At 71.3% G+C, this 19,438-nt stretch carries 20 protein-coding genes; 8 read left to right on the top strand and 12 right to left on the bottom strand.

Annotated features, from left to right (window positions below; all coding sequences use genetic code 11):
• Positions 1 to 35: 35 nt before the first annotated feature.
• The 3 genes from lipB to FJR00_RS08300 all read left to right on the top strand — a co-directional run bounded on the left by lipB (position 36) and on the right by FJR00_RS08300 (position 2,807).
• Positions 36 to 686 (top strand): lipoyl(octanoyl) transferase LipB, encoded by a 651-nt coding sequence (gene lipB, locus FJR00_RS08310; RefSeq protein WP_141338307.1) that lies wholly within the window; start codon positions 36 to 38, stop codon positions 684 to 686.
• Positions 687 to 780: 94 nt separating this feature from the next.
• Positions 781 to 1,842 (top strand): ABC transporter ATP-binding protein, encoded by a 1,062-nt coding sequence (locus FJR00_RS08305; RefSeq protein WP_141338306.1) that lies wholly within the window; start codon positions 781 to 783, stop codon positions 1,840 to 1,842.
• On the top strand, positions 1,839 to 2,807 hold the full coding sequence (locus FJR00_RS08300; RefSeq protein ID WP_141338305.1) for an ABC transporter permease subunit: 969 nt from the start codon (positions 1,839 to 1,841) through the stop codon (positions 2,805 to 2,807). The genes FJR00_RS08305 and FJR00_RS08300 overlap by 4 nt, the downstream gene beginning before the upstream one ends.
• Here the strand turns inward: FJR00_RS08300 and codB are convergent.
• Both codB and FJR00_RS08290 read right to left on the bottom strand, forming a co-directional pair.
• Positions 2,800 to 4,107, bottom strand: a complete 1,308-nt coding sequence (gene codB, locus FJR00_RS08295; protein WP_141338304.1) for a cytosine permease — start codon at positions 4,105 to 4,107, stop codon at positions 2,800 to 2,802. The two genes, FJR00_RS08300 and codB, sit on opposite strands and share 8 nt — an antisense overlap.
• A complete protein-coding gene (locus FJR00_RS08290) occupies positions 4,104 to 4,592 on the bottom strand; it encodes a nucleoside deaminase (protein WP_141338303.1) in 489 nt (162 codons plus the stop codon). Before FJR00_RS08290 ends, codB begins: the two co-directional genes overlap by 4 nt.
• An 84-nt stretch (positions 4,593 to 4,676) precedes the next feature.
• Here FJR00_RS08290 and FJR00_RS08285 point away from each other — a divergent pair, with 84 nt between their 5' ends.
• The 3 genes from FJR00_RS08285 to FJR00_RS08275 all read left to right on the top strand — a co-directional run bounded on the left by FJR00_RS08285 (position 4,677) and on the right by FJR00_RS08275 (position 8,209).
• Entirely contained in the window at positions 4,677 to 6,245 is a 1,569-nt protein-coding gene (locus tag FJR00_RS08285; protein WP_141338302.1) for a PucR family transcriptional regulator ligand-binding domain-containing protein, read from the top strand.
• Between the two features lie 117 nt (positions 6,246 to 6,362).
• Complete coding sequence (lipA, locus tag FJR00_RS08280) at positions 6,363 to 7,415, top strand: lipoyl synthase (protein ID WP_141338301.1); 1,053 nt, start codon at positions 6,363 to 6,365, stop codon at positions 7,413 to 7,415.
• Positions 7,416 to 7,420: 5 nt separating this feature from the next.
• The gene (locus tag FJR00_RS08275) at positions 7,421 to 8,209 is read left to right on the top strand and encodes a DUF4191 domain-containing protein (protein WP_141338300.1); all 789 of its coding nucleotides are present in this window, start codon (positions 7,421 to 7,423) and stop codon (positions 8,207 to 8,209) included.
• Between the two features lie 13 nt (positions 8,210 to 8,222).
• Here the strand turns inward: FJR00_RS08275 and FJR00_RS08270 are convergent, their stop codons facing one another.
• Both FJR00_RS08270 and FJR00_RS08265 read right to left on the bottom strand, forming a co-directional pair.
• A complete protein-coding gene (locus FJR00_RS08270) occupies positions 8,223 to 9,953 on the bottom strand; it encodes an LTA synthase family protein (RefSeq protein WP_141338299.1) in 1,731 nt (576 codons plus the stop codon).
• 13 nt (positions 9,954 to 9,966) lie between these two features.
• The gene (locus tag FJR00_RS08265) at positions 9,967 to 10,392 is read right to left on the bottom strand and encodes an RDD family protein (protein ID WP_141338298.1); all 426 of its coding nucleotides are present in this window, start codon (positions 10,390 to 10,392) and stop codon (positions 9,967 to 9,969) included.
• Positions 10,393 to 10,499: 107 nt separating this feature from the next.
• Between FJR00_RS08265 and glnA the strand changes: the two genes are divergently transcribed.
• On the top strand, positions 10,500 to 11,924 hold the full coding sequence (gene glnA / locus FJR00_RS08260; protein ID WP_141338297.1) for a type I glutamate--ammonia ligase: 1,425 nt from the start codon (positions 10,500 to 10,502) through the stop codon (positions 11,922 to 11,924).
• Positions 11,925 to 12,175: 251 nt separating this feature from the next.
• On the opposite strand, the gene FJR00_RS08255 is transcribed toward glnA, so the two are convergent.
• Together FJR00_RS08255 and FJR00_RS08250 are read right to left on the bottom strand one after the other, a co-directional pair.
• Positions 12,176 to 13,174 carry a hypothetical protein gene (locus FJR00_RS08255; RefSeq protein WP_141338296.1) on the bottom strand — a complete coding sequence of 333 codons (999 nt, stop codon included), beginning with the start codon at positions 13,172 to 13,174 and terminating at the stop codon, positions 12,176 to 12,178.
• Positions 13,175 to 13,352: 178 nt separating this feature from the next.
• On the bottom strand, positions 13,353 to 14,492 hold the full coding sequence (locus tag FJR00_RS08250; protein WP_141338295.1) for a baeRF3 domain-containing protein: 1,140 nt from the start codon (positions 14,490 to 14,492) through the stop codon (positions 13,353 to 13,355).
• 138 nt (positions 14,493 to 14,630) lie between these two features.
• Between FJR00_RS08250 and FJR00_RS08245 the strand changes: the two genes are divergently transcribed.
• Positions 14,631 to 14,831, top strand: a complete 201-nt coding sequence (locus FJR00_RS08245; protein WP_141338294.1) for a hypothetical protein — start codon at positions 14,631 to 14,633, stop codon at positions 14,829 to 14,831.
• Here FJR00_RS08245 and FJR00_RS08240 read toward each other — a convergent pair.
• From FJR00_RS08240 to FJR00_RS08215, 6 genes are all read right to left on the bottom strand, one after another.
• The gene (locus FJR00_RS08240) at positions 14,828 to 15,256 is read right to left on the bottom strand and encodes an HIT family protein (protein WP_141338293.1); all 429 of its coding nucleotides are present in this window, start codon (positions 15,254 to 15,256) and stop codon (positions 14,828 to 14,830) included. The genes FJR00_RS08245 and FJR00_RS08240 overlap by 4 nt on opposite strands.
• Positions 15,253 to 17,427, bottom strand: a complete 2,175-nt coding sequence (locus FJR00_RS08235) for a S9 family peptidase (RefSeq protein WP_141338292.1) — start codon at positions 17,425 to 17,427, stop codon at positions 15,253 to 15,255. The genes FJR00_RS08240 and FJR00_RS08235 overlap by 4 nt, the downstream gene beginning before the upstream one ends.
• Positions 17,399 to 17,866: a hypothetical protein gene (locus tag FJR00_RS08230; protein WP_141338291.1), complete on the bottom strand. Its 468-nt coding sequence runs from the start codon at positions 17,864 to 17,866 to the stop codon at positions 17,399 to 17,401. Before FJR00_RS08230 ends, FJR00_RS08235 begins: the two co-directional genes overlap by 29 nt.
• Entirely contained in the window at positions 17,866 to 18,387 is a 522-nt protein-coding gene (locus FJR00_RS08225) for a hypothetical protein (protein ID WP_141338290.1), read from the bottom strand. Before FJR00_RS08225 ends, FJR00_RS08230 begins: the two co-directional genes overlap by 1 nt.
• A gap of 164 nt (positions 18,388 to 18,551) precedes the next feature.
• Positions 18,552 to 19,157: a hypothetical protein gene (locus tag FJR00_RS08220; RefSeq protein ID WP_141338289.1), complete on the bottom strand. Its 606-nt coding sequence runs from the start codon at positions 19,155 to 19,157 to the stop codon at positions 18,552 to 18,554.
• Positions 19,154 to 19,387 (bottom strand): hypothetical protein, encoded by a 234-nt coding sequence (locus FJR00_RS08215; protein ID WP_141338288.1) that lies wholly within the window; start codon positions 19,385 to 19,387, stop codon positions 19,154 to 19,156. Before FJR00_RS08215 ends, FJR00_RS08220 begins: the two co-directional genes overlap by 4 nt.
• Between the last annotated feature and the right edge of the window lie 51 nt (positions 19,388 to 19,438).

Raw genomic sequence — 19,438 nt, 5'->3', positions numbered from 1 at the left:
GTTGTCCACAGGCCGCCCCGGCTAGAGTGACGACCATGCGCTTCGAGCACCTCGGGTTCGCCCCCGACTACGTCGACTACCTGCAGGCGTGGGACCACCAGCGGGACGTGCACGCCAGGGTCGTCGCCGGCGAGCTGCCGGACACGGTGCTGCTGCTGGAGCACGCGGCGGTGTACACGGCGGGCAAGCGGACCGAGGCGCACGAGCGTCCGCTGGACGGCACCCCCGTCATCGACGTGGACCGCGGCGGCAAGATCACCTGGCACGGGCCGGGGCAGCTCGTCGGCTACCCGATCGTGCACCTGCCCGGGCCGGTCGACGTCGTGGCCCACGTGCGCCGGCTGGAGGACGTCATGATCGCCGTGTGCGCCGACCTGGGCGTCGAGGTCGGCCGGGTCGAGGGTCGCTCGGGGGTGTGGCTGCCGGCCGACGGCACCCGCCCGGAGCGCAAGATCGGCCAGATCGGCATCCGCGTCAGCCAGGACGTGACGATGCACGGGTTCGCGCTCAACTGCGACTGCGACCTGCGCTGGGCCGACACCATCATCCCGTGCGGGATCGCCGACGCCGGGGTCACCTCGCTGAGCCTGGAGCTGGGCCGCCCGGTGCCGGTCGCCGAGGTGCTGCCGCTGGCCGAACGGCACCTCGAGCGGGTGCTGGACCCGGTGCCCGCCCGGCACGGCTGAGCGGACACGCTGCAACACCCTGCCCCTCCCGGACACACACGCGGTGTTGGATGGAGAGCGCAGGGGCCGGACGTCCGGCCCGGAGGGGAGCCGGATGAGCACCGCGACCGCGGAGCGCACCGACGGCATGGCGGTCGTCACGCGCGGACTGCGCAAGACCTACCCGGGGGTCCGCGGCCGCCGCGTCGCCGTCCAGGGGCTCGACCTCGACGTCCCCGCGGGTGGCGTGCACGGCTTCCTCGGCCCCAACGGCTCGGGCAAGACCACGACCATCCGGATGCTCCTGGGCCTGGCCCGGGCCGACTCCGGGACGATGCACATCTTCGGCACGCCCGTGCCGCAGCGGCTGCCCGAGGTGGTCGGCCGGGTCGGCGCGATCGTCGAGTCGCCGACCTTCTTCCCCACCTTCAGCGGCGAGCACAGCCTCACCCTGCTGGCCGACGCGATCGGGACCCCGCGGTCGCGGGTCGGCGAGGTCCTCGAGCAGGTCGGGCTCGGCGGACGCGGCAAGGACCCCTTCCGCGCCTACAGCCTGGGGATGAAGCAGCGCCTGGCCATCGCGGCGACCCTGCTGAAGTCGCCCGACCTGCTGATCTTCGACGAGCCGACGAACGGGCTGGACCCGGCCGGGATCTCCGACGTGCGGGGCACCATGCGCTCGCTGGCCGACGAGGGGCGCACGGTGCTGGTGAGCAGCCACATCCTGTCCGAGATCGAGCAGATCGCCGACACCGTCTCGATCATCGGCCACGGCCGGGTGCTGGCCCAGGGGTCGGTGGCCGGGCTCATCGGCGGCGGCGGGCAGACGGTCGAGGTGGGCGTGGCCTCCCCCGGCAACGCGATCCGGCTCCTGCGCGAGGCCGGTTTCACGGCGGAGTGGGTGGCCCGGCGCCGGGGCCACGACGCGGCCGAGGAGCTGGCCGGCTACGACCCGACGACCGACGCGGGCACGATCATGGTCACCGGGGCCGAGCCGGCGCAGATCTCCCGCCTGCTCGGCGAGCAGGGGCTGTGGGTGGAGCGGCTGGTGCCGAGCCGCCGGGGGCTGGAGCAGGTCTTCCTCGAGCTCACCCAGGACGAGGGGCTGCCGGCACGACCTGCGGGCGGTGCCGGGCCGGGCGGACCGGCCACGACCGGCGGGACGGAGGCGCGATGAGGCTCCTGCTCGTCGAGCTAAGACGGCTGCTGGCCCGCAAGGTCGTCCTGCTGACCGTCCTGGGCGCGGTCGCCGTGGCCGTCGTCAGCCTCGTCGGGGTCGCCAACCAGGCCCGGCAGCTGGAGTCCGCGCGGGCCGGCGCGGACACCGAGTACCAGCGGATGGTCGAGGACAACGAGCGGGTGCAGGAGGAGTGCCGCCTCGCGGAGGCCGAGGAACGGCGCAGGTCCGGGGACGCCTCCGTCGACTTCGGCTGCGACGACTTCGCCGTGCCCACGATCGAGGAGTTCTACGGCCAGCTGCCCCCGATGGCCGAGCAGCTGCAGTTCCTGCTCCAGGGGGCGTCCTACCCGCTGATGTTCCTGGCGCTGGCGATCGGGTCGACCGCCGTGGCGGCCGAGTTCGCGCACCGGACGATGGCGACGTGGCTGACCTTCGTCCCGCGACGCACCCCGGTGTTCGTCTCCAAGGTGCTCGCGCCCGCCCTGGCCTCGGCGCCGGTCGTGCTCACCGGGCTGGTCCTGCTGCTCGTCGGGACACCTCTCGTATACGCGGTCTTCGGTCTCGACCGCTCGATGCCGGACGGCTGGGGGCCACCCGTGTGGATGTCGCTGCGGATCCTCGTCCTGGGGATGGTCGCCGCGGCCTTCGGCGCGGCCCTCGCCTTCCTCGTGCGGCACACGGGGGTCGTGCTCGGTCTGGTCATCGGCTGGATGTTCATCGTCGAGGGAATCCTCGGTTCGGCGTTCACCGGGGTGGCCCGGCTCGGGCTGGTCCGCAACGTCGCGGCGTTCGTCGAGAACGGGACCACCTGGACGACGTGGACCGACTGCAACGGGCCCCAGGGCTGCCGGGAGGTCGTGGAGACCCTCAGCCTGGCCCACGGAGTCACCGTGCTGGCCGTCGTGCTCGGGGCCGTCCTGCTCGCGGCCTGGGCGCGGTTCCGCCGGGGCGACATCACCTGACGTTCATGCTGCGCCTCCCCACGGCCGCGACGACAAGGGCTCCGGCGAAGGCCACCACCATGCCGACCACCGGCGGGATGAAGAAGGACGCCTCGTTTGCCGCCCAGGCGGTGACGCACGCAACGGCGTAGACGCCGATGCTGTCCCAGCGAACACCGGCGGCAGGCGCGCGGTGCACTCCGGCCTCGGACCACTCCGCGCGGCGGGCGAGGTGGTCTCCCAGGATGACCCCACCCAGTGGAGGAATCAGGATTCCCAGCCACACCAGATAGGTGATGAGTGAGTCGTAGATACCGGTCACCGCGAGCAGCGTCCCGATGACCACTCCGGCGATGACGAACGGCTTCTTGGAGCGCACATCGAACAGCTCAGCCCCGGCCACGCCGACGTTGTAGGCGGTGTTGTCGTTGGTGGTCCAGATGTTGGCCACGAGGAAGAGCAGTCCCCAGACCACCAGCCCGAGGTTGAACAGCACCACGACGAAATCGCCCTCGCCGAAGGCGAGCGCCCCGATCGCGCCGGAGAAGAGCATGAGGAGCTGGGCCCCCAGGAATGCGATCATGCAGGTCCAGAAGCCAGCCATCGGGGTGCGAGCGAAGCGGGTCCAGTTTGGCGCCTGGGTCCCTCCGGAGGCGAACGTACCCACGATCAGGGTCACGGCCATCGCGAGGCCCATCGACTCACCGGGCCGGATCTCCAGCATCGCGCCAAGACCACCGACCTCCTCGAACGCCCTCCAGGCCACCCAGGCGCCGAGGATGAGCATCAACGGCAGCGCGACCAGGGACAGTGCGTACATGCCGCGGTAGCCGAAGTAGGCAGTGACCCCCATGAGCAGGCCGGAGGCCAGCATCAGGGCGCGGGTCGCCAGCTCGCCCTCCCAGCCGAGCGCCTGGCCGGTGAGCAGGGCCAACGTGGCGACGGAGACGCCGTACCACCCGATCTGGGTGCCGCCCAGGAGCACCGAGGACAGCTTGGCGCCGGCCTGCCCGAAGGTCGCGCGCGCCATCATGGCCGTCGTGAGGTTGGTGCTTGCACCGAGCCACCCCAGCGCGCTGACGTAGACGCCGAGCACGAGGCTGCCCAGGAGCAGGACCCCCATGAGCGGGAGGAACGGGAATCCTGCTCCGACCTGGGCCCCCGCCAGCATCGTGGGGGTGAACATCGTGAAACCCACGAGCACGACGGCCAGAGAGAAGGTGGACTTGCGCGCGTGCAGGGGAACCGGGTCGACGGGGTAGTCCGGGTCCACGTGATCATTTCCCTGCGCGCGACTCTCGACGCTGGTCCGGTCTGTCATGGCCGCTCCTCTCCGATGTCCTCGAACCAAAGCTCGGGGTACTGCTCGACAAACTCGGTCATGAGCCTCACGCAGCGCTCGTCGTCGACGACAACCACCTCGACACCGTGCTCAGCCAGCCAGTCGTGACCACCGTGAAAGGTGCGGGTCTCCCCCACCACAAGCCTGGAGATTCCGAACTGGCGCACGAGGCCCGAGCAGTACCAGCATGGCGAGAGAGTCGTCACCATGGTCGTTCCCCGGTAGTGCGGTTGCCGCCCGGCCTTCCGAAAGGCGTCGGTCTCGGCGTGGGCGGACGGGTCCTGATCCTGAACCCGGCGGTTGTGGCCCCGTCCCATGACGCGCCCGTCCGAATCGAGCAGGGCCGCGCCGATCGGGACCCCGCCCTCAAGCAGGCCGGCCTGTGCCTCGGCCAGAGCGATCTCCAGCCCCTCACGGTCACCAGCTCTCAGGCCCGTCTCAGGGATGCGTTCTTCCTTACTCATTCACAACCTCCTCCTCGGGCGTCACCATCGACACCGTGTGGCGCCTGAGGCTGCCAGCCCAAGAAGTCTTGCGGAACAGGCAGCATGTCTTGCTCCTGCGCCTGCAGACCGGACAGGATGTCGGGTGCCCCGACCGATCAGGAGATCCGGATGGCAGTGACCCTCGAGCACTTCCTGTCCCACCCTTGCGTCGCGAACGCCGCGCCACGCTTTCTGGGTCCCCGGTCTGCTCTAGCCCGTACCGTCTCCTGGGTCCACTCCAGTGAAATCTACGAGATCGCGCCTCTGCTGGCTGGTGGTGAAGTCCTGCTGACCACCGGGCTCGGACTGGCCGGTGCTGACGCCGGGTCGAGGCGGCACTGGGTCCGTGAAGTGGCCGCACGGGAGGTCGCGGCGGTGGCGATCGAACCCGGCCGCTCCCTCGTGGAGCTTCCTCCCGAGATCGAGGACGAGTCTCGACGTAGAGGACTCCCCCTGGTCGTGCTCGAACGGGTAGTGCCGTTCGCCCAGATCTGCCGAGAGCTCAACTCGGACATCCTCTCCGCCGAGCTGTCGCAGCTCCGCCGTGCCGACGACCTGTTACGGCAGCTGCACCAAGACGCCTCGGACGGTGCTGGCCTCGCCGAGCTGACCGCTCGGGTCAGCCGTAGCACCGGTGAGCCGGTCTCGATCCGCACGCTGTCCGGCCAGGTGGTCGCCTCCACCGCCGCGTCCGGAACCTCAGGCGTCACAGCCACCGACGACGGAGGCGCCCGGTCCGTCGTCCGTGCAGCAGGGGCCCCGTGGGGACATGTCCTCCTGGGGGCCAGGGACGAGCCTGAGCTGCAGCTGCTGGCCGACCGCCTCGCCGCCCTCGTCGGTCTGGTCGTGGAGCGGACGGCCGGTCCCGGCTCGGCCGCCTCGGCCGTCAGCGTGGCACTGCTCACCGACCTGCTGGACCGGCCCACGTCGACCTCCACGCTTCGCCGGGACGTCGTGACCCGTGCTGGTCTGGCGGGCTTCCATCCAGGCCCGCACCACCGTGTTGTGGGTGTTGCCGGGACCTGTGCCGATCCAGAGCGATGTGCAGTGCTCCTGGCGCGGACCAGCGGCCTGGGCCCTCACCTCCTGGCTCCGGTCCGGGGACAGGTGCTCGGTCTGGTGGCCGTCACTCGGCGAGGGGACCCTGCCGGGGAGGTGGCAGACCGGCTCGATGCTTCGGCCCGCCTGATGGGTGCCTCCCTCGTCGTCGGGCCACCGGTCGAGCTAGAGGACGCCAGTGAGACCGTGACACGAGCCCGGGACGGGATGACCGCCGGACCGTTGAACGTAGGCGCGACCACCTGGCGCACCTCGAGCGTGGACCAGCTCCTCGCCCGCAGGCCTAAGGGAGAGATCGAGACGATCGTTAAGACTTCGTTGGGGCCATTGATCGAGTGGGACCGGACGCATGGGACCCACCTGGTCACCACGCTGGCTTCCTGGCTGAGTCACGGCCTGAGCGTCACGGCAACCGCCCGGGCCATGCGCGTTCGGCGGCAGACGGCCCACGAACGGCTGGCAAGGATCGAGCGTCTCCTGGGTTACGACCCCGCCGTCGGCTCGGAGCCCGCCCATCTCGCCCTCGCGGTGGCGGGCGTCAGGATCACCCACCCCGACCTCCTCGCTGAGTAGCACGCTGCCGGCGTCCCGCCCAGGCGGGTTCGGCATACCCCCCTCCCGCGGCTTAGGCTGGAGGACGCACGCACGCGCCCCCGCGGGCGCGTGCCGACCTCGAAGCAAGGAGCACCTGTGACCGTCGCACCGGAGGGACGCCGCATGCTGCGGGTCGAGGCCCGCAACGCCGAGACGCCCATCGAGCGCAAGCCGTCGTGGATCCGCACCACCGCCAAGATGGGCCCGGAGTACCGCGAGCTGCAGTCGATGGTCAAAGGCGGCGGCCTGCACACCGTGTGCCAGGAGGCCGGCTGCCCCAACATCTTCGAGTGCTGGGAGGACCGCGAGGCGACCTTCCTCATCGGCGGCGACATCTGCACCCGCCGCTGCGACTTCTGCGACATCGCCACCGGCCGGCCCCGCGCCCTCGACCCGGAGGAGCCGCGCAAGGTCGCCGAGTCGATCCGCGAGATGGAGCTGCGCTACGCCACCATCACCGGCGTCGCCCGCGACGACCAGCCCGACGGCGCGGCCTGGCTCTACGCCGAGGTGATCCGCAAGGTCCACGAGCTCAACCCCACGACCGGCGTGGAGATCCTGCCGCCCGACTTCGGCGCGGTGCCCGAGCTGCTCCAGCAGGTCTTCGACGCCCGGCCCGAGGTCTTCGCGCACAACCTGGAGACCGTGCCGCGCATCTTCAAGAAGATCCGGCCCGCGTTCACCTACGACAAGTCGCTCAAGGTGCTGTCGATGGCGCGCGAGAACGAGCTGGTCACCAAGTCCAACCTCATCCTCGGCATGGGCGAGGAGGACCACGAGATCGAGCAGGCGATGCGCGACCTGCACGACGCGGGCTGCGACATCCTCACGATCACGCAGTACCTGCGGCCCTCACCGCTGCACCACCCGATCGACCGGTGGGTCAAGCCCGAGGAGTTCGTGCACTGGTCGGAGCTGGCGGAGGAGATCGGCTTCAAGGGCGTCATGGCCGGGCCGCTCGTGCGCAGCTCCTACCGGGCCGGCAAGCTCTACGCCTCGGCGATGACCAAGTGGGGCCGGCCGATCCCGGAGAACCTGTCCCACCTGCGCGAGCAGTTCGAGGCCGCGGTGCCCGCACGCCAGGAGGCCGCCTCGCTCGTGGCCAACGGCCTGCGTGGCGAGGGCACGCCCGCCGCCCACGTATCCTGAACCGCATGTCCACGAGCACCACCGGCGGCGAGCCGACGAAGAAGCGGCGGTTCGGTCGTCGCGCCAAGAAGGTCAAGGACCCGAACAAGCCGGGTCGGATCGCCCAGCTCCGCCAGGTGCTGACGATGACCCGCAAGGCCGACCCGGCCGCGATCTGGTGGATGCTGCTGTCGGCCCTGGCCGTCATGCTCGTGGCCGTCCTCATCGGTCTGTGGATCGACCAGGTCGTCTACCTCGTCATCATCGGCCTGCCGCTGGCGCTGCTCGCCGCGACCGTCGTGCTGGGCCGCAAGGCCGAACGCGCCGCCTTCACCCAGATCGAGGGTCAGCCCGGGGCCACCTCGGCCGTCCTGGGCCAGCTGCGCCGCGGCTGGTTCTACGACCAGGAGCCGGTGGCCGCCGAGGCCGGCGGCACCGTCCGCGGCATGCGCGACCTGCACAACGCCGCGATGGTCTTCCGGGCCGTCGGCAAGCCCGGGGTCGTGCTCCTCGGCGAGGGTCCCCGCGGTGCCGCCCAGCGGCTGCTCGCGGGCGAGCGCAAGCGGGTCGCCCGCGTCGTCGGCGACACCGTCCCGGTGCACACGATCGTGGTCGGCAAGGGCGACGACGCCACCCCGCTGCGGGGCGTGGTCAAGAAGATGCGCTCGCTGCCCAAGAAGCTGAGCAACGACGAGGCGATGGTCGTCCAGCAGCGGATGAAGGCCCTCGGCGGCAAGAACCGCCCGCCGATCCCCGCCGGTGTCGACCCCACCCGCACGCCGCGGATGAGCCGGCGGGCCCTGCGCGGCCGCTGACACCGCATACCCCTCAGGGACGCAGGAACCAGTCACCCGAGACCGCCAGGTCGGCGATCTCGTAGGCCTCCTCGAGGAGCCCCGCGCCGTCGGCACCGGGCCGCACCCGCCCCTCGGGCGTGACCGCCGAGCCGGTGTGCCCCGCGAGCAGGCTGCGGCCCATGACCGACCCGGCCCACCGCTCGGACGGGACCCCCATCAGCTGGGCCACCGTGGGCAGGACGTCCACCTGGCCGCCGGGGGTGGACACGGTCCGGCCGGTCATGCCGGGGACGTGGACCATGAACGGCACCCGGCCGTCGTTGCCGGTCAGCCACCGCTCGTCCACGGGGGCGTACTTCTGCGGGCCCTCGTGGTCGCCCACCACCACGAACGCCGAGCGCTGCAGCAGCCCCCGCTCGGCGAGCGCCCGCTCGAAGTCGCCCAGCGCCCCGTCGGTGTAGTGCAGCGTCTGCAGGTAGCGGCTGGTCGCGTCGTCGCCCGGCAGGTCCAGCCCCTGCAGGCGTGCGGGCAGCTCCCACGGCGTGTGCGAGGTGGTGGTGATCAGGTGCAGGAACCGCGGCCGGGGCACCCGGTCCAGCTCGCGCAGCGTCTGGTCGAACAGGTCGGCGTCGGCCAGACCCAGGCCCAGCGGCGTCCCGCCGGCGAACTGCTCCTCGGCGACGTAGCGCTCGTACCCCAGGTGCGGGAGCACGCGGTCGCGGTTCCAGAACGAGCCGGCGTCCCCGTGCAGCGCCACCGACCGGTAGCCCTCCTCGGCGAGCAGGCGCGGCAGGGTCGTGTAGCCCTGGTTGTCCGGGAAGCGCAGCACGGTCGCCCCCGACTCCAGCGGGTAGACCCCCGCGAGCATGAGCAGCTCGCCGTCGGAGCTGCTGCCGTCCCGCGTCTGCGCGAGCACCTGGTCGAAGACCACGCTCTCGGAACGCCAACGGTTCAGCGTCGGCGTGACCTCCTGCCCGAACGGCGCCGCGCCCAGCACGACCTGCTCCAGCGACTCGACCTGGACGAGGTAGAGGTCCCGCCCCGCGAGCAGCCCCACCAGGTCCTCGTGCTCGGGCGCCACCCCCTGGTATGCGGCGTTGCGGGCGAACCAGTCCCCGACCCGTTCCCGCTGCGCGGGGGTGAGCTCCTGGTGGGTGTCGACGAGCTCGTCGTAGACCTGGTGCAGGTGGGTCCCCAGCGGCGACAGGCTGACCACCCGCATGCCCGGGTCCGACGTCTGGGTCGCCACCTGGGTGCCGAACGAGAGCACCGCCACCACGGCCACGACCACCGCCGTGCGGACCCGGGTCGAGCGGCGGCGCGGGTCGCGCACCCGGTCGACGAACCCCTGGCCACCGCCTGAGGGGGACGGCCGGGTCCGACGCCGGGCGAGCACGGCCAGCCCGGCGGCGGCGAGCAGGTCGACGTAGAGGAGCACGTCGTGCCAGCGCACCATCGCCAGGACCGAGGACCCCAGCCCGTCGAAGCTGCCGGCGGCGGCCATCATGTGCACGCTCAGCAGCCGGCCGAAGGCCCGGGCGTTGACGAGGTCCGCGAGCAGGAGGGTGGTGACGACCAGGTCGGCCCCGACCAGGTATGCCGTGCGCGTGCGCCCGCGCATCAGCAGCGCCGGGCTGACGAGAAGGGCCACGAGCGGCAGGGCGCTCAGGGCGACGAGCGCGGCATACCGGTCCGGTTCCAGGACGGCGCCCGCGACGAGCACGGACTTGGCCACCAGGGCGGTGACGACGAGGGCGAGCACGGGCGGCGGGGACTCAGCGGGCGTTGACGACGACGCTGCGGGCGGCCCTGTCGTGCAGGCCGCGGCTGTCGGCGTCGAGGATGATGGCCGGCACGAACAGGCCGAGCAGCAGCGCGCGCAGCGCGGCCCGGCCCGGTGGTGGGGGCTGCTGCCCGTCGCCGTCGAGGGAGACGACCCGGATGCCGAGCAGCCGGTGGCCGGGCGTCGTGCCGATCGTGGGCACGAGGACGAGGTTGAGCACGAGGAACAGGCCCAGCGGGGCGAACGCCTGCGCGCCGACGACCTCTCCCCAAGTGAGGTCGAGCAGGGCGGTGGCCACGAGCTGGCACAGGGTCCAGTCGACGAGGATGGCGACCAGGCGGCGCAGGAGGGAGGCGACGGACCCGGGACCCTGCGGCGGCAGGCCGAGGCGCTGGCCGGAGAAGGCGGGGCTCGTCACCGGGCCAGCCTACGGCGTAACACTCCCGAAACAGGAGGGTGACGGTGCCGAAACCGCCACCGCGTAATGTCGTGCCCGACCCCGTTGGTCCACCCAGGAGGCAGTCCATGTTCACAAACGCCGAGGAGGTCCTCGCCTTCATCAAGGACGAGGACGTCAAGTTCATCGACATCAGGTTCTGCGACCTGCCTGGTGTCATGCAGCACTTCAACGTGCCGGCGGCGTCCTTCGACGAGGACGCGTTCAACACCGGCCAGATGTTCGACGGCTCCTCGATCCGTGGCTTCAAGTCCATCCACGAGTCGGACATGAAGCTGATCCCGGACCCCCAGACCGCCTACCTGGACCCCTTCCGGGTCGAGAAGACGCTCATCATGAACTTCTCGATCGTCGACCCGTTCACCGACGAGCCCTACGAGCGCGACCCGCGCCAGATCGCCCGCAAGGCCGAGGAGCACCTGCGCTCCACCGGGATCGCCGACACCGCGTTCTTCGGCGCCGAGGCCGAGTTCTACGTCTTCGACGACATCCGGTTCGCGTCGCAGCCGCAGGGCAGCTACTACCACATCGACTCCATCGAGGCGGCGTGGAACACCGGCCGCGCGGAGGAGGGCGGCAACCGCGGCTACAAGACCCGGTTCAAGGGCGGTTACTTCCCCGTGCCGCCGGTCGACCACTTCGCCGACATCCGCGACCGGATGTGCCTGGACCTGGCCTACGTCGGGATCGGCGTCGAGCGCTCCCACCACGAGGTCGGCACCGCGGGGCAGCAGGAGATCAACTACCGCTTCAACACGCTGCTGCACTCCGGCGACGACATGATGAAGTTCAAGTACGTCATCAAGAACAGCGCCTGGGCCGCCGGCAAGACCGCGACCTTCATGCCCAAGCCGCTCTTCGGGGACAACGGCTCCGGCATGCACACCCACCAGAGCCTCTGGAAGGACGGGGAGCCGCTGTTCTACGACGAGAACGGCTACGGCGGCCTGTCCGACGTCGCCCGGTGGTACATCGGCGGCCTGCTCGCGCACGGGCCCTCGCTGCTGGCGTTCACCAACCCCTCGATGAACTCCTACCACCGGCTGGTGCCGGGCTACGAGGCGCCGATCAACCTCGTCTACTCGGCCCGCAACCGGTCCGCGTGCGTGCGCATCCCGATCACCGGGAGCTCGCCGAAGGCCAAGCGTATCGAGTACCGCGTGCCGGACCCCTCGGCCAACCCCTACCTGGCGTTCTCGGCCCAGCTGATGGCCGGCCTGGACGGCATCCGCAACCGGATCGAGCCGCCGGAGCCGGTGGACAAGGACCTCTACGAGCTGCCCCCGGAGGAGCTGGAGGACATCGAGCAGCTGCCGACCTCGCTGCCGGCCGTGCTCGACGCCCTCGAGGCCGACCACGACTACCTCACCGAGGGCGACGTGTTCACCGAGGACCTGATCCAGACGTGGATCGACTACAAGCGCACCCACGAGATCGACCCGATCCGCCTGCGTCCGCACCCGCACGAGTTCGAGATGTACTTCGACATCTGAGTCGACCGGTCCCGACGGCGGGGAGGGCGTGCAGGGCGCGCCCTCCCCGCGGCGGGTTTGTGTCCCTACCGATCCAGCGCGGACGTGAGCGCAGGTATGTCGTGGGCCACAGATCGATGTACGTGGCAGTGGTGTCACACCGGTCGTCCAGACGACGGGTGTGACACAAGAGCCGCCGGGCTTGTGGGCGCAGACCGCCCATGTCGGGCGTGAGGGTGTGTTAGCCCGCGAGACCTGTCGGGCAGCAGGCGTCAGCCCGCGAGTTCCCCATCTGGGTCCGTCGCCGACGGGACCACGCGCACGTTCGGCCGCGGGCCCTCCAGGCCGACGGCGACCACCGCGCGCAGCCGCTTCAGGAACCGTTCGGGCCTGGAGTAGAGGGTCCAGGGAGAGACGCCCACCACCCGCACCCCGGCCGCCGTCATGTCGCTGTCCCGCTCCACGGTGCTGGCCCACTGGTCACCGCCCTGGTCGTCGAACCCCTGGTGGTACTGGCGCGAGTGCACCTGCACAGCCACGCCTGCCGCCTCGAAGTAGCCGTCCGGCGTGCCCACCAGGGTCCGGCCGTCCGCCGTGAGGAGTCGGCAGTTGGTCTCTAGCGGCGGGAGGCCACCGTCCCCCTCCACGACCTCCCGCAGGACAGCCTCCGGGCGCGACCACGCACCACCACGGAAGGCGGCCAGCCCCTTCCACAGCGGTTCGACCTTCGCGCGGGGCCGCAGGTAGAGCTCGCGTTCGAGGATCTCCGGGGTGGTCCGCCCGCGCTGGAGCACGGAGATCGCCAGGTGCTGCAGGTCCTGCGGCGCGTGGCGCTCGTAGACGGCTGCGTCCGCCAGGGCCCGGGACGGTCCTGACACCCGCACGACACCGACGTTGCCGGCCACCGCGGGCTTCCTGCTCGAGCGGTGGAGACGTACAGCTCCGTGGGAGCGCGAGCGCGAGTTCACCCCTACGACGAACGACACCTGGTCGGTGCGTGCGGGCTTGAGGCCGAGCCGGACCAGCGCGTGGGCACCAGTCAGGACCGCTGCCTCGGGCCCTGCCCACAGGGCCTGCGCCACTAGGAGGGTCGTCGTGTCGATGGGTCCACGGTGCGGCACCAGCACCCGGGGGAGCGGCTCCTGCCACGACGTCCTCCGCTTCACCCGCACGGCGGACACCGTCCAACCGGCCTCGAGCAGCTGAGCCACCGTCGCCAGGCCCCTCTGCCCGCGGATCTGCGGGAAGTCACGGTCCGTCCGGTCAGGCATGGCCGACAGCATGCTCCAGTTCCGCGTCGCCGTGCGTCGTGTCAAAGCAGACCTGTGGATGACGGTCGGCGTACGTGGGGGGCGGCAGTTGGTGACCTCCGACCGTTGTACCGCGCAGTCGTGTCACATCGGTCGCTGGGACGACCGATGTGACACGAAACCCAAGGGGGCTCCCGGCTCAGTACCTCAGGATCGCCGCGACCGGCGCGCCCTTGGGCAGCTCCTCGACCATCCGGATCGCCCCGCCGTTGCGCAGCGTGGCACGGGCCGCCGCGTCCGCGAGCCCGCAGTAGTCCTCGGGGCTGCGCAGCGGCAGGACGACCTGGGGCGCGCCGTTGCCGACGTAGCATCCTCCGGTCGTCATCAGCAGGGTGTCGACGCGGCCTTCGTTCGCGGCCGTGAGCGTCTGGTCCACACCGAGCGCGCCCGAGCCGTGGCCGCGCTGCTCGTTGAAGCGGTCCAGAAGCCGCTGGTTCTCCTTCTGCAGCCGGCTCGAGACTAGGTCCCAGGCCGCGATCCGCAGGTCGTCGGCGGACATGTCGTCGGGGTTGCGCTCGATCGCTCCGTCCACCAGGTGCGGGTAGGAGGCGATGTCCCGGTAGATCGACACCCACTCGGGCAGGCCCGCGAGGATCATCGGGATCGACCGGCCGGCGAGGTGCTCGTCGACACCGCGGGCGACCTCGCGGAAGAACTCGACGACCTCCTCCTTGTGCGCGTTGTCCAGCGAGCTGGCGCCGTAGTAGACCGCTCCCCCGGGCCCTGACCGCCCGGAGGCGTTGGGCCGCGGGACGGAGTCAGACTGGGGGCCGTCGGCGACGAAGACGTCCTCGAACGCCTCGGGCACCGACGGCAGGTCCAGCTCGCCGATCCGGTCGCGGCTGCCACGCAGCACGCGCACGTGCTTCTGGCTGAGGGTGAGCACGACGTAGTTCTGGTCGCTGAGCAGGGGCAGCACCGGGCCGAGGGTGTAGCCGGAGCTCACGGCCGCGAGCTCGGGCAGCTCGAGCGGCACCCGGTAGGAGGCGGACCACCCCTGGGTGAGGTACATCGCCAGGCCGTCGGCCATGTGGCTCCAGGCCATCCCGTCGTGGTGCAGCTCCCACGCGGGGGCCAGCAGCTCGTCGACGTCGCGGCGCTCGTGCCCCTCCTTGAGCAGGGTGTCCTCGACGGCACCCAGCAGGTTCTTCCACCGCAGCCGGTCCTCGTCGCTCTCCTTGGTGGTCCCCACCCGGTGCGTCGGGACGAACAAGGACAACCTCGTCCCGTCGCCGTCACCCACCAGCTCCTCGAACTCGGCCCGGGTCATCAGATCCATGAAGTCCTCCTTGAGGTCGGGTGCTGGGCCTTCCGGCCACGTGCTGCGAGCCTACGCCGAGGACCGCTCCCGCCGCAGGGGCAGGGCCGGATCGGTCCGTCGCTTGCGCAGGGCCGGCCCGGTGACCAGACTCCGGGCATGGACGCCAAGGCCCCGCCGACCCGACGCCGCGCCTGGACCTTCCTAGGGCTGGGCCTGGTCGCCGCCCTGGTCGCGGCCCTCCTGCTCACGCTCGACGTCGGACGTGGGGCGGTCTGGAGCCTCGTGGGCCTGGCCCTGGGCGCCCTCCTCGTGGGTGCGACCCTGTTCGCCTCGAGCCGCGACCGCGAGCACAGCTAGCCCGCGGCGTCACCCCCGGGCAGCACCGCACGCAGGCGGGCGGCGTACTCCCCCGCCTCCCCCTGCGCATACTTCGTCCGGGGCCAGAAGAAGCCGCGCAGGCCGTCCCCCTTGGTCCGCGGCACCACGTGCACGTGCAGGTGCGCCACCGACTGGCTGACCTGGTTGTTCATCGCCACGAACGACCCCTGCGCACCGAGCCCGTCCTTGACACCTTGGGCCAGGGTGCGGGCGGCGGTGAACAATGGACCGACGAGGGCGTCAGGCAGGTCGGTGAGGGTATGCACGTGCTGCCGGGGGACGAGGAGCACGTGCCCCTTGAAGACGGGTCGGGTGTCGAGGAAGCCCACGACCTGCTCGTCGGCGAGGACGACCTCGGCGGGCTCCTCCCCCGCCACGATCCGGCAGAACGTGCAGCTGCTCATCCCTCGACGAGCTCGGTCGCGCCCAGCTGGTCGAGCATGAACGCGATCTCGAACGCCGTCTCCTTCCAGGCGTCGTAGCGGCCGGTCTTGCCGCCGTGGCCGGCGACCATCTCGGTCCTGAGCAGGATGGGCCGCGTGGCCGGGTCGTTGGTGACCGTCTCGCGCAGACGGGCCACCCACTTGGCCGGCTCGACGAAGAAGACCCGGGTGTCGTTCAGGCCGGTGGTGGCCAGGATCGCGGGGTACTGCACCGGGCGGACGTTCTCGTAGGGCGTGTAGGTGCGCATCAGCTCATAGACCTCGGCCGAGTCGACCGGGTTGCCCCACTCCTCCCACTCGCCGACCGTCAGGGGCAGCGAGGGGTCGAGGATGGTGGTCAGTGCGTCGACGAACGGCACACCGGCGTGCACGACCCGGAACCGCTCGGGCGCCAGGTTGAGCACCGCGCCCATGAGCAGGCCGCCAGCCGAGCGTCCCTCCGCGGCCAGCCGGTCGGGGGCGACCCAGCCGGTGCCGACGAGGTGGTCGGCGCAGGCCAGGAAGTCGGTGAAGGTGTTCCTCTTGTGCTCCATCCGGCCCAGCTCGTACCAGCTGCGGCCCATCTCCCCGCCGCCGCGGACGTGGGCGATCGCGTAGACGACTCCCCGGTCGAGGTAGGAGAGCCGGGACACCGAGAAGTAGGGGTCGATGGAGATCTCGTAGGACCCGTAGCCGTAGAGCAGCCCCGGGTTGGTGCCGTCCGGGCCCAGTTCCTTGCGGGCCACGAGCGAGATCGGGATGCGGGTGCCGTCCTCGGCGGTCGCCCAGAGCCGGTGCTGGACGTAGTCGGCCGGGTCGTAGCCGCCCAGGACCGGCTTGCGCTTGACCAGAGTGAGGTCGCCGGTGGCCAGGTCCAGGTCGTAGATGCTCGGCGGGGTGACGAGCGACTCGATGACCACCTGCAGGGTGTCGGTCTCGTAGGAGGGGTTGGCCCCGGTGTCGATCGACCAGACCTCCTCCTGCACCGGTACGTCGTAACCGTCGTCGACGGGGAGGCCGTCGTCGCCCAGCGGGAGGATCCGCACCTGCGTCAGCCCGTCCTTGCGCAGCGACACGGCCAGGTGGCCGGAGAAGGCCTCGACGCCGGCGACCCGCATCCCCTTGCGCCCGGGCAGCACGGCCCGCCAGTCGTGGTCGGAGGTCGACCCGATCGGCGCCACGGCCAGCTCGAAGTCGCGGTGGTCCCGGTTGTGCACGATCCAGAGGCGCCCGCCCGCGGGCGCGACGTCATACTCGACCCCCTCCCGCCGCGGCGCGACGACCCGGAACTCGCCGGTGGGGTCGGAGGCGGCCAGCAGGCGGTACTCCGAGGTGTTCTTGCTGCCGAGGGCGATGACGACGTGCTCGTCGTCGCGGGAGGCGCCCACGCCCATCCAGTAGCGCTCGTCGTCCTCCTGGTGGACGAGGACGTCCTGGTCGGCGGGGGTGCCCACCTCGTGGCGCCACACCTGGAAGGGGCGCCACGCGTCGTCGACGCGGACATAGAACAGGTATGCCGCGTCCGCGGACCAGGCGGTGCCGTAGCCGATGCCGGTGACCGCGTCGTCGACGATCTCGCCGGTGGTCAGGTCCTTGATCCGCAGGTCGAAGCGCTCGTCGCCGGTGCTGTCGACGGCGTAGGCGAGCAGGTCGCCGGCCGGGCTGGTGTCGAAGGTGCCCAGGGAGAAGAACTCCAGACCCTCGGCCTCGGCGTTGCCGTCGAGCAGCACCTGCTCGCCGTCCGGCACCTCGCCGGGGTCGAGGACGGGGCGCTGCGGGGAGTCACCGACGGCGATCCGGCCGTGGACGGCGTACTGCTGACCCTCGACGGTGCGCGAGTAGTACCACCAGTCGCGGTGCCGGACCGGCACGGACAGGTCGGTCTCCTGGGTGCGGCTCTTGATCTCGCCGAAGATGCGCTGGCGCAGGTCGTCCAGGTGGGCGGTCATCGCCTCGGTGTAGGCGTTCTCGGCCTCGAGGTGGGCCAGGACCTTGCGGTCCTTCTTGTCCCGCAGCCACTCGTAGGGGTCGGTGACGTCCTCGCCGTGGTGGCGGCGGACGACCGGGATCTGTTCGGCGACGGGCGGGGTGGGCAGGGAGGTCTCGGCGGTCACCCGGTCAACGCTACCTGCGCCCGGTGACCGCGTCCTCATCCGCGTCGTCGCCCACCTCGATGGTCAGCACGACCAGGTCGGTGGACCCGTCCTCGGGGAGCGAGACGGTCAGCCGACCGGGCCCGGCGGGCAGCGACCTCGTGGCGACGAACGGCAGCTCGCCCTCCTCGACCTGCGGCATCCAGCCCTGGGCGAAGGACTGCTCCACCAGCCGCGCGACGGCCTCCTCCACCGTGCCCTCGAGCGGTCGCAGGTGGCGGGTGATCCGGGCGCGGACCAGCCGGCTGTCCCCGTCCTCCTCGACCTCGGTGCCGCGGGTCACCGCGTGGGTCTCGACCTCGAAGCCCTCGATCTCGTCGGTGGCCAGCGGGACCCCGCGGAGCACCTCCTCGGTCGTCACCTCGTGGGTGCAGGCGGAGAGCACGGAGCCTACGAGGAGGAGCGCGACCAGGACCCGGAGGAGGTGACGCAGCGGCATCAGGACGGGCGGCTCCCCGGCACGAAGGCGTCGGGTCGCAGGGCCGCGTGGACCCGGTCGAGCAGCTCGGACTGGGCCACGGCCTGGGCGTCCAGCTCCTGCCACTCGGCGGGGTCCATCTGCAGACGGGGGGCGAGGGCCTCCATCACCTGCCACAGGCCGCGCTTGGCGTTGACCGCGCCCCGCATGAGCTCGGTCTCCAGCAGCGGCGTCATCGGGGAGCGTTGCGTCAGGCGCCGGTTGAGCTTGAGCCTTCCCAGCTTCTCCCCGACCGTGGCGGCCAGCTGCCGGTAGCGCAGGGTGTCCAGGCCCAGCTCCTTGATGAGCCGGTCGACCCGGTCCCACTCCTCGTCGAGCTGTCGGGCGAACCTGGTGAGCTCGCCGGCGACCGGCAGGTCCGCGTGATCCTCGGCCATCCGGTGCGCCCGGTCCCGCCCGCCGGTGGCGCCGGCCAGGTGGTCGTTGAGGTAGAGCTCGAGCACGGAAGTGTCCAGCCCGGCCTGCTCGGCGGTCAGTGGCACGGCATCCTCCTGGTTCGCGGAACGTCGGTCTGAGGCCATCGTGCCAAGACCGGCATCCCTCGGCATGCCGAGGTAGGTCCTGCGCCCGGCCTGGGTCGCACCCACCCCGCCGCGGAGCAGCGGCATGGAGAGCCTCTGCGTCCCTCCGGCCGACCCCGGCACGCTCAGGTCTGCTGGGTCGACACGGCGCTCACCCGGCACTCGCGGCACCAGAACGCATACATCAGCCCCTCGGTCCAACTCTCCCACCCGAGGATGTCATCGAACGGCGTGAGCCCGTCCACCTGCGCCAGGACAGGCATCGACCTACGGCAGCGCGGGCAGGACGGGTAGATGGCGTCCTGGATCCAGCTGCCGGCCCCGCCCAGGCGGTTGAGGTTCTGCGTGCCGTTGCTCCACATCCAGTCCTGCAGCTGCCACCGGGCCGGAGCCGGGTGGAACGACACGGGTAAGACGGGCAGGACCTCCGGCCTGGGCTGCCAGTCGGCCCGTGGTCGGGCCGGCCGCTCGATCGGCCTGGCGGCGCCGTCGGCGTGGTCGAAGAACTGCTCGTCCCAGGTGCAGTTGAAGGCGACGCAGGTGACGAGCTCACCGGGCAGCTCACGGTCGTCCGCCCCGGGGAAGGTGCCGAGGTCGAGGAGCCGGTGCAGCTCCCAGCCGCACTCAGGACAACACGTCGACAGCTCCCCGCCGATCCGTCCGTGACCGACAGCCGGGGTCCTGGGGTGCCACGTGGGGCTCGGCGCCGACAGGGCCGCCCAGCCGGTCACGGGGTCGGTCCGGACGACACCCTCGGGGAGTACGAGGTGATGGGCCGGCAGAAGCACGAGCTCGCGGTCACCTTCCCAACGCTCCTCGAGCCCTCCTCGGCGACGCGGTCCAGCGCAGCGACGCTGACCGTCAACCCGAGCTCGACGTCCAGGCGCAGGGCCTCCAGGAGCAGGTCGAGCGGGGCGTCCACCTGCCTGAGCCGGTGCGTCACGGCCTCGTCGTCCGCCATCGTGGTCTCCCTCCAGCCTGCGCCCAGCCCACCCTGGACTGGTCGACGACG

Origin of the sequence: Ornithinimicrobium kibberense, from assembly GCF_006519705.1 — a bacterium.
GTDB classification, from domain to species: domain Bacteria; phylum Actinomycetota; class Actinomycetes; order Actinomycetales; family Dermatophilaceae; genus Ornithinicoccus; species Ornithinicoccus kibberensis.
The sequence above is the reverse complement of the archived record's forward strand: the minus strand, read 5'-3'. Positions and strand labels throughout refer to the sequence as shown.

Bases quoted from the DNA above. Each gene is read 5' to 3' on its own strand.
- lipB (WP_141338307.1), top strand. From the start codon at position 36: ATGCGCTTCGAGCACCTCGGGTTCGCCCCCGACTACGTCGACTACCTG.
- FJR00_RS08305 (WP_141338306.1), top strand. From the start codon at position 781: ATGAGCACCGCGACCGCGGAGCGCACCGACGGCATGGCGGTCGTCACG.
- FJR00_RS08300 (WP_141338305.1), top strand. From the start codon at position 1,839: ATGAGGCTCCTGCTCGTCGAGCTAAGACGGCTGCTGGCCCGCAAGGTC.
- codB (WP_141338304.1), bottom strand. From the start codon at position 4,107: ATGACAGACCGGACCAGCGTCGAGAGTCGCGCGCAGGGAAATGATCAC.
- FJR00_RS08290 (WP_141338303.1), bottom strand. From the start codon at position 4,592: ATGAGTAAGGAAGAACGCATCCCTGAGACGGGCCTGAGAGCTGGTGAC.
- FJR00_RS08285 (WP_141338302.1), top strand. From the start codon at position 4,677: ATGTCTTGCTCCTGCGCCTGCAGACCGGACAGGATGTCGGGTGCCCCG.
- FJR00_RS08275 (WP_141338300.1), top strand. From the start codon at position 7,421: ATGTCCACGAGCACCACCGGCGGCGAGCCGACGAAGAAGCGGCGGTTC.
- glnA (WP_141338297.1), top strand. From the start codon at position 10,500: ATGTTCACAAACGCCGAGGAGGTCCTCGCCTTCATCAAGGACGAGGAC.
- FJR00_RS08255 (WP_141338296.1), bottom strand. From the start codon at position 13,174: ATGCCTGACCGGACGGACCGTGACTTCCCGCAGATCCGCGGGCAGAGG.
- FJR00_RS08250 (WP_141338295.1), bottom strand. From the start codon at position 14,492: ATGGATCTGATGACCCGGGCCGAGTTCGAGGAGCTGGTGGGTGACGGC.
- FJR00_RS08245 (WP_141338294.1), top strand. From the start codon at position 14,631: ATGGACGCCAAGGCCCCGCCGACCCGACGCCGCGCCTGGACCTTCCTA.
- FJR00_RS08240 (WP_141338293.1), bottom strand. From the start codon at position 15,256: ATGAGCAGCTGCACGTTCTGCCGGATCGTGGCGGGGGAGGAGCCCGCC.
- FJR00_RS08235 (WP_141338292.1), bottom strand. From the start codon at position 17,427: ATGAGGACGCGGTCACCGGGCGCAGGTAGCGTTGACCGGGTGACCGCC.
- FJR00_RS08230 (WP_141338291.1), bottom strand. From the start codon at position 17,866: ATGCCGCTGCGTCACCTCCTCCGGGTCCTGGTCGCGCTCCTCCTCGTA.
- FJR00_RS08215 (WP_141338288.1), bottom strand. From the start codon at position 19,387: ATGGCGGACGACGAGGCCGTGACGCACCGGCTCAGGCAGGTGGACGCC.